This window comes from Sphingomonas sp. S-NIH.Pt15_0812 (assembly GCF_003951315.1).
Lineage (GTDB): Bacteria > Pseudomonadota > Alphaproteobacteria > Sphingomonadales > Sphingomonadaceae > Sphingomonas.
The window spans coordinates 1-12,547 of sequence record NZ_QLJH01000004.1 but is presented as its reverse complement, the minus strand read 5'-3'; the positions used below and the strand labels follow the sequence as shown (position 1 = coordinate 12,547).

Genomic DNA, 12,547 nt, shown 5'->3' with positions numbered 1-12,547 from the left:
CTAGTCTCCCCTATAAACAGCGAGAGGGGGTCATTGCCATGAAGAAGCCGAATCCGGGCGGTGTGGTCATCATCAAGAAATATGCCAACCGCCGGCTCTACAACACCGAGACCTCCTCCTACATCACGCTGGAGCATCTGGCGGCGATGACGCGCGAGGGCCGCGAGTTCAAGGTCGTCGACGCCAAGACCGAAGAGGACATCACCCACAACGTCCTCACCCAGATCATCATGGAGGAGGAGAGCCGCGGCCAGACGATGCTGCCGGTCAGCTTCCTGCGCCAGCTCATCTCCATGTACGGCGATTCGATGCAGTCGATGGTGCCGAGCTATCTGGAAGCGTCGATGGACAGCTTCCGCCGCAACCAGTTGCAGTTCCGCTCGGCGCTGGAGGGGGCGTTCGCCGGCTCGCCCTTCGAGGAGATGGCCAAGCGCAACATGGCGATGTTCGAGGCGGCGACCCAGGCGTTCAAGCCCGGCGCCGAGCCCGCCGCCGCGCCCGCATCGGCCGCGAGCCCGGGGGGCTCCGCCGCCAGCGCCGCCGCCAAGGACGACCAGATCGCGGCGCTCAAGTCCGAACTGGCGGACCTCAAGGCCAAGGTCGACCGGCTCGGTTCGTGATGCGGCGCACGCGCCCACGTTGAACCGGCGGGCGCCACGCCTACATGCGGACCATGAGCGGGAACATGAATGAACGCGGTGGCGCTGCGCCGGTCTGGCACGGCACCACCATCCTGTCGGTCCGTCGCGGCGGCAAGGTCGTGGTGGTCGGCGACGGCCAGGTGTCGATGGGCCAGACGGTGATGAAACCCAACGCCCGCAAGGTCCGGCGGCTGGGGGCGACCGACAAGGACGGCGGCGCGGTGATCGGCGGCTTCGCAGGCGCGACCGCCGACGCCTTCACGCTGTTCGAGCGGCTGGAAGCCAAGCTGGAGCGGCATGGCGGGCAGCTGATGCGCGCGGCGGTCGAGCTGGCCAAGGACTGGCGCACCGACAAATATCTCCGCAACCTGGAGGCGATGATGATCGTCGCCGACAAGGACGTGACGCTGATCCTGACCGGGAACGGCGACGTGCTGGAGCCGGAGGCGGGGATCGCCGCGATCGGATCGGGCGGCAACTATGCCTTGTCGGCGGCGCGGGCGCTGGCCGATTACGAACCCGATGCCGAGACGCTGGCGCGCAAGGCGATGAAGATCGCCGCCGAGATCTGCGTCTACACCAACGACCGGTTGACGCTGGAGTCGCTCGACAGCGCGAGCTGACGCGGCCCCGCCTTTCCGACCTTCCCTGTCCGCCGATCAAGGCTTCTGATTCCATGAACGACCAACTGACGCCCAAGACGATCGTCGCCGCGCTCGATTCGCACATCATCGGCCAGGCCGATGCCAAGCGCGCGGTGGCGGTGGCGCTGCGCAACCGCTGGCGCCGCCAGCATCTCGACGCCGAATTGCGCGACGAGGTGACGCCCAAGAACATCCTGATGATCGGGCCGACCGGCTGCGGCAAGACCGAGATCAGCCGCCGCCTCGCCAAGCTGGCCGACGCGCCCTTCGTGAAGGTGGAGGCGACCAAGTTCACCGAGGTCGGCTATGTCGGCCGCGACGTGGAGCAGATCGCGCGCGACTTGGTCGAGGAAGCGATCCGGCTGGAGAAGGACCGCCGCCGCGTCGCGGTGAGGGACAAGGCGGAGGAGGCGGCGCTCGCCCGTCTGCTCGACGCGCTGGTCGGCAAGGATTCGAGCCAGGCGACGCGCGCCGCCTTCGAACAGCGGTTCCGCGACGGCCATCTCGACCAGACCGAGGTGGAGATCGAGATCGAGCAGGCCCCGCAAATGCCGTTCGAGATGCCCGGCGGCGGCGGCAATGTCGGCATGATCAACCTGTCGGAGATGATGGGCAAGGCGTTTGGCGGCCCGCCGCTCAAGAAGCGCAAGATCAACGTCCGCGCCGCCTGGGACAAGCTGGTCGAGGAGGAGGCCGACAAGCGGCTCGACCAGGACGACGTCAACCGCGTCGCGCTGTCCAATGCCGAGGAGAATGGCATCGTCTTCCTCGACGAGATCGACAAGATCGCGGTCAGCGACGTGCGCGGTGGCTCGGTCAGCCGCGAGGGCGTGCAGCGCGACCTGCTGCCGCTGATCGAGGGAACGACCGTCTCGACCAAATATGGGCCGATGAAGACCGATCATGTTCTCTTCATCGCCTCGGGCGCCTTCCATGTCGCCAAGCCGTCGGACCTGCTGCCCGAGCTTCAGGGCCGCCTGCCGATCCGCGTCGAGTTGAAGGGGCTGACCGAGGCGGATTTCGTCGCGATCCTGTCGGACACCAAGGCATCGCTGCCCGCGCAGTACAAGGCGCTGCTCGCGACCGAGCAGGTCGACATCGCCTTTACCGATGATGGGATCGCCGCCGTCGCGCGCATCGCCGCCGAGGTGAACGGGCAGGTCGAGAATATCGGCGCGCGCCGCCTGCAGACGGTCATGGAGAAGCTGCTGGAGGAGGTCAGCTTCAACGCCGAGGATCGCAAGGGCGAAACGCTGACGATCGACGCGGCCTATGTCGACGGGCAACTCGCCGGCATCGCGCGGAACACCGATCTCAGCCGGTTCGTGCTGTAAGGCGCGGCTGGCTTGGACGCTTACCCACAACCCATCGCCGGGATGGGGTGCGGGGGAGCGGCCGGTTCAACCCTGCGCGAGACGCCGTTCCACGCCCGTCCACAGCCGGGTCATCGCCTCCGCCGCCGGGCTGGCGGGGGCGAAGCGGCCGAGCGGCTGGCGGTGGACCGCCATCGCCTCCACCGCGCTCGCCATCGGGATCACCGGCCAGTCGGGCGCGGCGGCAAGCGCGGCGTTGTGCAGCGCGCGGCGGCGGTCGACAATGCTGAACACCGGCAGCATCGTCGCGTGACGCCCGCCGGCCGATAACAGGTGCCGCGCAACCTCCTCGAAGGCGCGTTGCGACAGGGGGGAGGGGATGACCGGGGCCAGGATCAGTGTCGCGGCGCGAATCACCTGCTCGGTCGTCTCGGTCAGCCCGGGTGGACAATCCAGGATGATCCGGTCGTAGCGGCCGACCAATGCCTCGACCAGGCGCTGCAACCGCCGCTTCTTGCCCAGCCCGTGGAAGAAATGATCGATCCCGCGCAGCGACTGGTCGGCGGGTAGCAGGTCGAGTCGGTCGATGCCGCTCGGCCGGATCAGCTTGTCGGGCGAAATGTCGCGGGCGAAGACGGCACGGGCCTGGCCTAGTCCGATTCGCTCCGCCCCGAGCAGGAAGGTCGCGCCGCCTTGCGGATCGAGGTCCCAGAGCAGGGTGCGGCGCGCCGACAGGGTCGCCGCGCACCAGGCCAGGTTCACCGCCATGGTGGTTTTGCCGACGCCCCCCTTCAGGCTGTAGACTGCGATCGTGGCCATCGCCGCGAGGCTAGCGCGGGGACGGGCGCGCGACCAGTGCCGCAAAGCGCGCCGACCGGGGCCGCGCGGCCACAGGTGGAATATTGCCGGGACTTTACAGGGGCTTGTCCGGCTATTCCCGACGCCGATTTTTCCCGCTCAGAACGGCAGCCACCGCGTCTTGTGGGTGAAGTTCATATAGCCGACATTGACGCCCGCGCGCCAGCCGACGCCCAGCCGGATCGGGATCAGCACGACATTGCCGCGCCGCAGATAGGTCGCCGCGAATCCGCCGATCGCATAGAGACGCCCTTCCGCGCCGGGGAAGCGGTGGAACAGCTCCTCGGTGTCGTACAGATTGTAGACGAGCACGAACACCTTGTTGGCATCGCCGCCGACATCGAAGCCGACCGACGGTCCGGTCCAATAGACCGGCATCTGCCCCTCGACCTTGTGGGTCATCACGCCCGAGCCGTAGCGCAGGCCGACGACGAACGCGCCCGACGCCTCGCGCCCGGCGATATAGGCATTGGGGCGGCCCTGGTCCTTCAGGATCTTCTCGATGATCCCGGCCAGCCCTTCCGCGCCCTTGCCGAACACGCCCTCGCCAGCGGCCATCAAATCGTCGCGCTCGAAGGTGTCGGCGGCCTGGGTGGTGGCATTGGCGCGCGCCTGCTGCGCGGGCGGGCTCGAGCCCTGGGGCAAGGGTGCGGTCGTCTCGGGCAAGGAAGCCGGTTGCTCGGCGGGCGGGGCATAGGGGCGCTGGCTGGCGGCGGGCCGCGTCGACGCGGGCGGCGGCCCGGCGAGATCGCCATCGACGGCGCGATTGGGATCGATGGTCCGCACCTGCGCCGCGACGGGCATTGCGCCCATGGCGGTCACCGCCGCCCATGTTGTCAGCCACTTCACCATCATCGCCCCTTAACCCGAACCGCCCCTGTCGAGGACCGCGCCCGGTTAACCAACCCCAGCCTTGCCATGCAATGAACGATTGCACGATCCGTCGCATGGAAAGGCGGTTGATCCCGGGCGAAACGCTGGCTATAGCCGCCGCCTGCCGCATCCGGAGACGTGGGTGAGTGGCTGAAACCAACGCTTTGCTAAAGCGTCGTACGGGAAACCGTACCGAGGGTTCGAATCCCTCCGTCTCCGCCACGCTGTGCCGGCGCCACAGGCGCCTGAGGATTGCAGCGTTTGCCGCTGATCCTGTCCCGGCAGCTAGGTTCGTCATGATCTAGACTATGGGCTGGCCAATCATAGGTTAGTTGGTCGCGCAAAGATTCCAAACATTTCGGGTCTTAATCGTTCATCAGTGACTTAAGACGGATGCTTGTGATCCAGTTGTTAAGGGTGCGGTCTTGCGTCTTGTTCAAGTAGCAGAAGACCGGATGCCGGCATTGGACTGAGCAACGCGAAAGGGTGCGACTGGCAATACCGACACAAATCCATGCGGCAGGGACCGGGCGGTCACGGCAACACGGTGATTGTCTCACTCCATTAAAGCCTGACGACATGATTTCGACATGGGAATCGTCATTGCGAGCGGAGCGAAGCAATCCGGGGCGTCACGGACGCAGCTATGGATTGCTTCGCTCCGCTCGCAATGAAGGCTTGGGTCAATCCGACGCTATTATCCGCTAAGGGAACGCAAATTGGCTAGCGCGTTTGGGAATACCAGCCGATCTTTTTGAATCAGCGTTTGGTGGGATCGTTGGCCGGTGGGACAGGTTGTTCAACGGGCGGACGCGATGCGGGAGCCTCGTTGGTCGGCACGGCCTCGCCAGGGGCGGCGCGCTCACTCTGTCGGGCTTCGGGGGAAGCGGGCATATGATCGTCGGGTGTGGTGGGGGTAGGGGTGGCGCCGGGGGCCGGTACCTTCTGTTCCACGGGTTCTCGAGCGACTTGCGCCATGGCGGGTAAGGGAAGGGCGATGACCGCGATCATCGCAAGCTTGGAAATACGCATCGGCGATCTCCTGTCATGACGAAGGGGACGTGGCCCGTCCAGGCCACGCCCCCTGCCGTTATTGATCAGCGCGGGGTCGTGCCGCCCATGGTGCCGGACGTCGTCCCGGTCGTGCCACCCATGGTGCCGCCGGTCGTCCCGGTGCCGCCCATCGTGCCACCCATGGTGCCGTCCGTGGTCGTGCCGCCCATGGTGCCGGTGCCGCCCATGCTGCCCGACGTCGAACCGGCCGTGCCGCCATAGGGATCGGTCGTGCTGGTGCCGGTCGAGCCGCCCATGGTGCCGCCGGTCGTCGCGCCGCCGCTCATCTTGCCGCTGCCGCGCTTGCCGCGCGTCGTGCTGCGGGTGCCGGGAGTGGTCTGGGTGCCGGTGCTCTGACCGGCGGTGGTGCCGCCCGTCGTGCCGGTGCCCATGGTGCCCGTACCCATCGTGCCCGTACCCATTGTACCGGTGCCCATGGTGCCGGTCTGGCCAGTCGTTCCGCCCATGGTCGAAGTCTGGGCGGTGGCGATGGCAGGCAAAGCGAGCATCGCTGCCGCCAAGGGAAGGATGATACGCATGTTTTCTCTCCGATTATACGGAGCAAGTAACGGCGCAGACTAGAGAATAGTTCCTGTACTCATCCGCACTGGGCGCGGTGGAGCAACGCCTGATCGGCCAATACCAGCGCGACCATCGCCTCGACCACCGGAACACCGCGAATACCGACACATGGATCATGACGGCCGCGCGTGGCGATCTCGGTCGCCCCGCCGTCGCGAGTGATGGTCGGAACGGGGGTCAGGATCGAGCTGGTCGGCTTGAAGGCGACGCGCAGGCGGATCGGCTGGCCGGTGGCGATGCCGCCCGCGATGCCGCCGGCATGGTTGGCGAGGAAGGCGGGGCCGTCCGCGCCCGGGCGCATCGGGTCGGCATTCGCCTCGCCCGACAGGGCCGCCGCCGCGAAGCCGTCGCCGATCTCGATGCCCTTGACCGCGTTGATGCTCATGCACGCCGCCGCCAGTTCCGAATCGAGCTTGGCATAGAGCGGCGCCCCCCAGCCGGCGGGCACGCCCGTCGCCTCGCAGGCCACCACCGCGCCGAGCGACGACCCGGCCTTGCGCGCCGCATCGACCACGCCCTCCCAGCGCTCGGCCGCGACCGGGTCGGGGCAGAAGAAGGGATTGGCGTCGATCGCCGCATCGTCGAACCGGGCGGGATCGATCGCGTCGCCGCCGATCGCCTCGACCCAGGCACGGATGCGGACGCCCGGGATCACCGCGCGGGCGACCGCCCCCGCCGCGACCCGGCTCGCCGTCTCGCGCGCCGAGGAGCGGCCGCCGCCGCGATAGTCGCGAAAACCGTACTTGGCGTCATAAGTATAGTCGGCATGGCCGGGGCGATAGGCCTTGGCGACCTCGCCATAGTCCTTCGACCGCTGGTCAACATTCTCGATCATCAGGCTGATCGGCGTGCCGGTGGTCCGCCCCTCGAACACGCCGGACAGGATGCGGACTTCATCGGGCTCGCGCCGCTGCGTGGTGAATCGCGAGGTGCCGGGCCGCCGCCGGTCGAGCCAGGGCTGGATATCGGCTTCGGTGAGCGGCAGGCCCGGCGGGCAGCCATCGACGATCGCACCGATCGCCGGTCCGTGGCTCTCACCCCAGGTGGTGAAGCGGAACACCCGTCCGAAGCTGTTCCAGCTCATGCGTCCTTGCCCAATCGCGTGAAGGCGGGCGCATGGGTGGCGGGCCCACGCACGCCGCAGGGGATCAATCCGCCCTGGAGCGGCAGCGCCAGCAGGAATTCGCCGGCATAGGGTGTCTCGAACCCCTGGGCGACATCGGCTTGGAAGCCGAAGCGGTTGTAGAATTCGGGCTCGCCCAGCACGAAGCAGAGCACGACGCCCTCCATCTCCAGCCGCTCCAGCCCGGCGGTGATCAGCGCCTCGGCCACGCCGTGCCGGCGATAGGCGGCGGCGACCGCCACCGGGGCCAGCGCCACCGCGCTCACCGGCTTGCCGCCGACCTCGACGTTCATGCGGCTGAACGCGACCATGCCGGCGACGCGGCTCTCCTCCTCGTCCCAGGCGGTGAGGACGAGCACCATGTCGCCCTCCGCGCACAGGTCGCGGACCAGATTCGCCTCATGCGGCGCGGGGAAGCAGGCGCGCAGCAGCGTGTCGATGGCGGCGACATCCTCGCCGCGCGCGGGCCGGATCGCGATCATGGCTCAGGCCAGCGCGATGTCGGGCGCGTCCTCGGCCTTCATGCCGATGACGTTGTAGCCGGCATCGACATGATGGATCTCGCCGGTCACGCCCGAGGACAGGTCGCTGAGCATGTACAGCCCCGCGCCGCCGACATCCTCGATCGTCACGGTGCGGCGCAGCGGCGCGTTCAGCTCGTTCCACTTGAGGATATAGTTGAAGTCGCCGATACCGCGCGCCGCCAGCGTCTGGATCGGGCCGGCGGAAATGGCATTGATGCGGATATTGTCCGGGCCCAGGTCGACCGCCAGATATTTGACGCTCGTCTCCAGCGCCGCCTTGGCCACGCCCATGACGTTGTAATGGGGGATGACCTTCTCCGCGCCATAATAGGTCAGCGTCAGGATCGCGCCGCCGTTGGGCATCATCGCCCGCGCCCGCTGCGCCACCGCGACCAGCGAATAGGCCGAGATGTTCATCGTCATCAGGAAATTGTCGAGCGTGGTGTCGTAGTAGCGCCCGCGCAGCTGCGACTTGTCGGAAAAGCCGATGGCGTGGACGACGAAGTCGATCGTCGGCCATTCCGCCGCCAGCGCCGCGAAGGTGGCGTCGAGCGCCGCCATGTCGGACACGTCGCAGTCGAACAGCCTTGCGGTGCCGAGCTGTTCGGCCAGCGGCCGCACCCGCTTCGCCATCGCCTCGCCCTGATAGGAGAAGGCGAGCTCCGCGCCTGCCGCCGACAATTGCTTGGCGATGCCCCAGGCCAGCGATTTATCGTTCGCCAAGCCCATGATCAGCCCGCGCTTGCCTGTCATCAATCCGTTCACGCCGAAACCCTTAAACTGGCGCCGCTCCCGCCGGCGCCGATGTCGTGTCGGGTTCCTGTAGCGCCTCCTCGGCCGGTTCCGCCAGTGCCGCGTTCAAATGCGCGCCGAATACCAGTCCCAAGCCGATGATGTAGAAGAACAACAGCATGACGACGACGCCGGCCAGGCTGCCATAGGTCAGGTCGTAGCCGCCCAGTTGCGACAGCACCACCGGCAGGAGCGCGGTCATCGACACCCACCAGACCGTCGTGAACAGCGCGCCTGGCCATTTACGGCAATCGCTATAGCGATATTTGGACGGGGTAACCGAATAGAAGAGCATGTAGAGCGCGCCGAACATCACCACGCCCGGCACCAGCCGCGACAGGCCGATCAGCCCGACCCAGTCGCGCGCGAAGGGCAGCAGGCGATAGACGAACTGCTCGGCGGCGGTCAGCACCCCCTGCGCCAGGAAGGCGAACAGCGCGACCACCACCGACAGGATGATGACGCCCGACGACGACAGGCGCGACCGCCAGAAGGGCGCGGTCGCCTTCACGCCATATGCACGGTGGAAGATGTCGCGGATCGTCTCGACGAACCCGCCGACCGTCCACAGGCCGATCAGCCCGCCTAGCCACAGCAGCGACCCGGTCCGTGCCTTCAGCACGTCGGAGATGGGCTTCTCCAATATGTCGGCCACGTCGTGCGGCAGGACATGGAGGAATCCCTCCACCGTCCGCACCGTCTCGTCGCTCTGCCCCAGCAGCGACAGCACGGCGGCCGCCACGATGAAGAAGGGGAACAGCGTCATGAGCGCCAGATAGGCGAGGTTGCCGGCATGGGTGAAACCGTCGTTGAACACGCCCAGCGCCGACCGTTTCAATATCTCGAAGGCATAGCTGCCCGGCCGCACCTTGGCGAGTTGCCGATCGAGCCTGGCGCGGGTCCTGCCATGATGATGGGCCCGCGCCTCCGGGGTCAGTTCACCGATATCGTCCACAGGGACGTCAGACGCCCATGAAGGCGCGCGGGTTCCCGACCTGCGTTGCGGCCCAGCCCTCGACAAAGTCGCGAAGCCCGGCATCCTCGGCCGGCACATCGACCATCAGCGTGATCAGCTGGTCGCCGCGCCCGCCGCCTTTCTTGTGGAATCCCTTGCCCTTGAGGCGCAGTGTCTTGCCCGAGCTGGTGCCCGCCGGCACAGTCAGCATCACCGGATTCTCGACCGTCGGCGCCTTCACCTTCGCGCCCAGCACCGCCTCGGACAGCGCAATCGGCAGGTCGACGCGGACATCGTCGCCGTCGCGGGTGAAGAAACGATGCGGCTGCACCTCGATCGTCACGATCGCATCGCCCGCGCCACCCGCGCCGGGTTCGCCCTTGCCGGCGAGGCGCATCTGCGTACCGGTCGCGACGCCGGCGGGCAGCTTCACCTCGATCGCCTTGCCGTCGCCCAGCATTACCCGCTGCGGCGTCAGCGTCGCGGCATCGGTGAAGGGGACCTGCAACCGATACTGGATGTCGCTGCCCTTGGACGGCGCCTGTCGGCCGAAGCCACCGAACCCGCCGGAAAAGCCGCCGCCGCCCCGCGACCGGCCGCCACCGAACAGTCCTTCGAAAATATCCCCCACATCGGCTTCGCCGCCGCCGAATTCATAGCCCTGGCTGCGGAAGCCGCCGCCGCCACCGGGACGCGGACCGCCGCCGCCATAGCCGAACGGGGCGGCGGGATTGCCGTCGCCATCGATCTCGCCCCGGTCGAAGCGGGCGCGCTTGTCCTTGTCGGACAGCAGGTCATAGGCGTTGGTCGCCTGGCTGAACCGCTCGGCCGCCTTGGGATTGTCCGTGTTGCGGTCGGGGTGCAGCTCCTTGGCGAGCTTGCGATAGGCCTTTTTGATATCGGCCTCGGTCGCGGTGCGTGCCACGCCGAGGATCTGGTACGGATCTGCCATCGTTGGTCCCTGTATCTTACCCACCTATGTGGGGCAGACGTTCCGGCAGCGCAACGCGCTCGCGGCCTCGCGCGTTGGATGGCGGAGGAGAAAAACCATGACCGACAAGCAACCCATGCAGGCCGCCGGCGGCGACGGCGCCAAGGGCCGGAGCGACGGCGTGCAGGACACGCCCGCCAAGCACCAGGGCGGGGAGAGCGGCGGCGGCGCCTATCCCAACCCGCAAACGGATAAGGAAGATGCCGGCGAGAATAGCGGCTTCCTGGGCCATGGCGGCCAGACCGAGATCGATTATTCGGGCAGCGGCGGCAAGGCCGATCCCTCGGGCGAAAATGGCAACGCCGCCACGACCGGGGAATGATGTCCGGCCGGCCGTTCCCGGACGGGACCGGCCGGCCGAGCGTCGCAGGTCAGACCAGCAGGTCTTCGGACCCGGTGATATCGCGCGCCGCCATCTGCAACAATTCCTCGACGGTCGGATGGTACCAGGGCTGGTCGGCGAAGCGCGCCACGTCCATCCCCTGATCGATCGCCAGCGCGACCAGATGGCCCAGATGCTCGCCCTCGGGCGCGGCGATCGAGGCGCCGAGCAATTTCCCGTCCCGATCGGCATAGAGCCGGATCAGCCCCTGCGTCGCGCCATCGACGGTGGTGCGGCCATTGTCGGCCACCTTGGCGCAACCGATCCGGACATCGTCCGGCAGATCGTCGAACGCCATGCCGATCTCGGTCAGGTTCGGCTCGGTGAAGGTGATGGCGAAGGCGGGCAGGGTGCGGGGCGGCTCGCCGCCGGTGGCGACCGTCGCGGCGATCCGCCCACCGCGCGCCGCCTCGTGCAGCACCGACCGCCAGGCATTGGCATCGCCGGCGACGAAGATGGCGCTGTCGCCGCAGCGCCGGCTCTGCGGATCGAAGAGCGGCGTGCCGTGATCGTCCAGTTCCAGGCCGGTCTGGTCCAGATCCAGGTCCTTGAGCTCCGGCGGACGCCCGGTGGCGGCCAGGATCAGGTCGACCAGGGTCGAGCCGCCGTCCCAGGACAGGCGGGCGCGCCCATCGTCCGTCGGCTCGGCCTTCGTCTCGACGCCCAGGTGCAGCGTCACCTCCTGCCCCAACGCCTCGATCGCGGCGGCGTTGGTGTCCGGATCGGCCAGGCCGCCGATCGTGTCGCCGGGATCGAACAGGGCGACCGCCACGCCCAGCCGGGCAAAGGCCTGCGCCAGTTCCAGCCCGACCGGCCCCGCGCCCAGCACGGCTATCGCCCGGGGAAGGTGATCCAGGTCGAAGATCGTCTCATGCGTGTGGACCAGATCGCGGACCGCGTCCAGGCTGTCGGGCACGATCGGCCGGGCCCCGGTGGCGATGACGATGCCCTGTCGCGCGAGGATTCGCTCCCCATCCACCTGGACGCTGTCCTTGCCGGTGAAGCGGGCTGTGCCGTGGATACGGTCGGCATCGGGAATGGCGTGATATTCCTCCAGGATCGCGTCGACGAAGCGGTCCCGCTCGCGCCGGACGCGCGCCCACATGGCGGCCGCATCGATCGACACCGGACCGGTCTCGACTCCGAAGCGCCCGGCCCCTTCGCAGGTCCGGGCCGTACGCGCCGCGGCGATCAGCAATTTGGACGGCATGCAGCCGATCCGCGTACAGGTCGACCCACCGGCGCCCCGCTCGACGATGACGGTCTCCGCGCCTCGCGCCGTCGCGGTCTTATAGGCATGGAGGCCGGCGGTGCCGGCCCCGATCACGATCACGTCGCACTGCCGTTCGGCCAAATCGCATCTCCATCGGGACGATCCATTGCGGGAGGAAGGACCCGCTCTAGCGGAAGAGCCGGACCATGGCGGCGGTTCCTCGCCACGACGCGGATTGTTGCTGCAGATTACCCGCGCAGTCCGGCGACCACCCCGGCCGACCCACCGGCATGACAGGCGTACGACGGAAAAAAGTCGCATCCGTGACGAAAACCGTTTGACGGTTTGAGGGGTGATGGTTAGAGGGCGCGTCACCGCAGCGACGGACCGGATGGTTTGGTTGGCTGCGACGCCGGACAGATCGGACGACCTGGCTTCCTGGAAGGGGAGTGGATGGTTGTTTGTTTGATGTTCGGGGTTCTTTGACATTGTAGTTTGAAGATGAAGGGACATGTGGGCGGCGGCTCGTGTGTGTGCCATGCAAGGTGGTACGTGCACGTTAAGCTAATAAGCCGTTCTCATATGTCCTGAACCGTATCCATA

The 12,547-nt window shown here is 67.5% G+C and carries 14 protein-coding genes and 1 tRNA gene; 5 read left to right on the top strand and 10 right to left on the bottom strand.

Annotated elements, in window-relative coordinates; translation table 11 throughout:
- The first annotated feature begins 38 nt into the window (after positions 1-38).
- From phaR to hslU, 3 genes are all read left to right on the top strand, one after another.
- Positions 39-620 (top strand): polyhydroxyalkanoate synthesis repressor PhaR, encoded by a 582-nt coding sequence (gene phaR, locus BRX43_RS03720; protein ID WP_125993501.1) that lies wholly within the window; start codon positions 39-41, stop codon positions 618-620.
- Between the two features lie 65 nt (positions 621-685).
- Entirely contained in the window at positions 686-1,264 is a 579-nt protein-coding gene (hslV, locus tag BRX43_RS03715; protein WP_125993675.1) for an ATP-dependent protease subunit HslV, read from the top strand.
- A gap of 53 nt (positions 1,265-1,317) precedes the next feature.
- Positions 1,318-2,619, top strand: coding sequence for an ATP-dependent protease ATPase subunit HslU (hslU, locus tag BRX43_RS03710; protein ID WP_125993500.1), 1,302 nt, complete (start codon positions 1,318-1,320; stop codon positions 2,617-2,619).
- 66 nt (positions 2,620-2,685) lie between these two features.
- Here the strand turns inward: hslU and BRX43_RS03705 are convergent, their stop codons facing one another.
- Positions 2,686-3,417, bottom strand: coding sequence for a ParA family protein (locus tag BRX43_RS03705; protein WP_125993499.1), 732 nt, complete (start codon positions 3,415-3,417; stop codon positions 2,686-2,688).
- A gap of 138 nt (positions 3,418-3,555) precedes the next feature.
- A complete protein-coding gene (locus BRX43_RS03700; protein ID WP_241214744.1) occupies positions 3,556-4,308 on the bottom strand; it encodes a DUF1134 domain-containing protein in 753 nt (250 codons plus the stop codon).
- A gap of 153 nt (positions 4,309-4,461) precedes the next feature.
- Between BRX43_RS03700 and BRX43_RS03695 the strand changes: the two genes are divergently transcribed.
- A tRNA-Ser gene (locus tag BRX43_RS03695) sits at positions 4,462-4,551 on the top strand.
- A 537-nt stretch (positions 4,552-5,088) separates the two neighbouring features.
- Here the strand turns inward: BRX43_RS03695 and BRX43_RS03690 are convergent.
- From BRX43_RS03690 to BRX43_RS03660, 7 genes are all read right to left on the bottom strand, one after another.
- Positions 5,089-5,361, bottom strand: coding sequence for a hypothetical protein (locus tag BRX43_RS03690; protein ID WP_125993497.1), 273 nt, complete (start codon positions 5,359-5,361; stop codon positions 5,089-5,091).
- 65 nt (positions 5,362-5,426) lie between these two features.
- Complete coding sequence (locus BRX43_RS20485) at positions 5,427-5,921, bottom strand: hypothetical protein (protein ID WP_206433095.1); 495 nt, start codon at positions 5,919-5,921, stop codon at positions 5,427-5,429.
- 59 nt (positions 5,922-5,980) lie between these two features.
- Positions 5,981-7,048, bottom strand: a complete 1,068-nt coding sequence (gene aroC / locus BRX43_RS03680) for a chorismate synthase (RefSeq protein ID WP_125993496.1) — start codon at positions 7,046-7,048, stop codon at positions 5,981-5,983.
- Positions 7,045-7,569 carry an N-acetyltransferase gene (locus tag BRX43_RS03675; RefSeq protein WP_125993495.1) on the bottom strand — a complete coding sequence of 175 codons (525 nt, stop codon included), beginning with the start codon at positions 7,567-7,569 and terminating at the stop codon, positions 7,045-7,047. Before BRX43_RS03675 ends, aroC begins: the two co-directional genes overlap by 4 nt.
- 3 nt (positions 7,570-7,572) lie before the next feature.
- The gene (fabI, locus tag BRX43_RS03670) at positions 7,573-8,376 is read right to left on the bottom strand and encodes an enoyl-ACP reductase FabI (protein WP_125993494.1); all 804 of its coding nucleotides are present in this window, start codon (positions 8,374-8,376) and stop codon (positions 7,573-7,575) included.
- A gap of 10 nt (positions 8,377-8,386) precedes the next feature.
- Entirely contained in the window at positions 8,387-9,349 is a 963-nt protein-coding gene (locus BRX43_RS03665) for a YihY/virulence factor BrkB family protein (RefSeq protein ID WP_241214761.1), read from the bottom strand.
- Between the two features lie 16 nt (positions 9,350-9,365).
- Entirely contained in the window at positions 9,366-10,310 is a 945-nt protein-coding gene (locus BRX43_RS03660) for a DnaJ C-terminal domain-containing protein (protein ID WP_125993492.1), read from the bottom strand.
- A 97-nt stretch (positions 10,311-10,407) separates the two neighbouring features.
- Between BRX43_RS03660 and BRX43_RS03655 the strand changes: the two genes are divergently transcribed.
- Positions 10,408-10,671, top strand: a complete 264-nt coding sequence (locus BRX43_RS03655; protein WP_125993491.1) for a hypothetical protein — start codon at positions 10,408-10,410, stop codon at positions 10,669-10,671.
- 49 nt (positions 10,672-10,720) lie between these two features.
- Here BRX43_RS03655 and BRX43_RS03650 read toward each other — a convergent pair whose 3' ends face one another.
- Positions 10,721-12,085 (bottom strand): dihydrolipoyl dehydrogenase, encoded by a 1,365-nt coding sequence (locus BRX43_RS03650; RefSeq protein ID WP_164523514.1) that lies wholly within the window; start codon positions 12,083-12,085, stop codon positions 10,721-10,723.
- Positions 12,086-12,547 lie beyond the last annotated feature (462 nt).

What these genes read in the sequence shown, in the direction of transcription:
- BRX43_RS03705 (WP_125993499.1), bottom strand. Translation starts at nt 3,417, where the DNA reads ATGGCCACGATCGCAGTCTACAGCCTGAAGGGGGGCGTCGGCAAAACC.
- hslU (WP_125993500.1), top strand. Translation starts at nt 1,318, where the DNA reads ATGAACGACCAACTGACGCCCAAGACGATCGTCGCCGCGCTCGATTCG.
- BRX43_RS03690 (WP_125993497.1), bottom strand. Translation starts at nt 5,361, where the DNA reads ATGCGTATTTCCAAGCTTGCGATGATCGCGGTCATCGCCCTTCCCTTA.
- BRX43_RS03675 (WP_125993495.1), bottom strand. Translation starts at nt 7,569, where the DNA reads ATGATCGCGATCCGGCCCGCGCGCGGCGAGGATGTCGCCGCCATCGAC.
- BRX43_RS03700 (WP_241214744.1), bottom strand. Translation starts at nt 4,308, where the DNA reads ATGGTGAAGTGGCTGACAACATGGGCGGCGGTGACCGCCATGGGCGCA.
- phaR (WP_125993501.1), top strand. Translation starts at nt 39, where the DNA reads ATGAAGAAGCCGAATCCGGGCGGTGTGGTCATCATCAAGAAATATGCC.
- BRX43_RS03660 (WP_125993492.1), bottom strand. Translation starts at nt 10,310, where the DNA reads ATGGCAGATCCGTACCAGATCCTCGGCGTGGCACGCACCGCGACCGAG.
- BRX43_RS20485 (WP_206433095.1), bottom strand. Translation starts at nt 5,921, where the DNA reads ATGCGTATCATCCTTCCCTTGGCGGCAGCGATGCTCGCTTTGCCTGCC.
- aroC (WP_125993496.1), bottom strand. Translation starts at nt 7,048, where the DNA reads ATGAGCTGGAACAGCTTCGGACGGGTGTTCCGCTTCACCACCTGGGGT.
- hslV (WP_125993675.1), top strand. Translation starts at nt 686, where the DNA reads ATGAATGAACGCGGTGGCGCTGCGCCGGTCTGGCACGGCACCACCATC.
- BRX43_RS03655 (WP_125993491.1), top strand. Translation starts at nt 10,408, where the DNA reads ATGACCGACAAGCAACCCATGCAGGCCGCCGGCGGCGACGGCGCCAAG.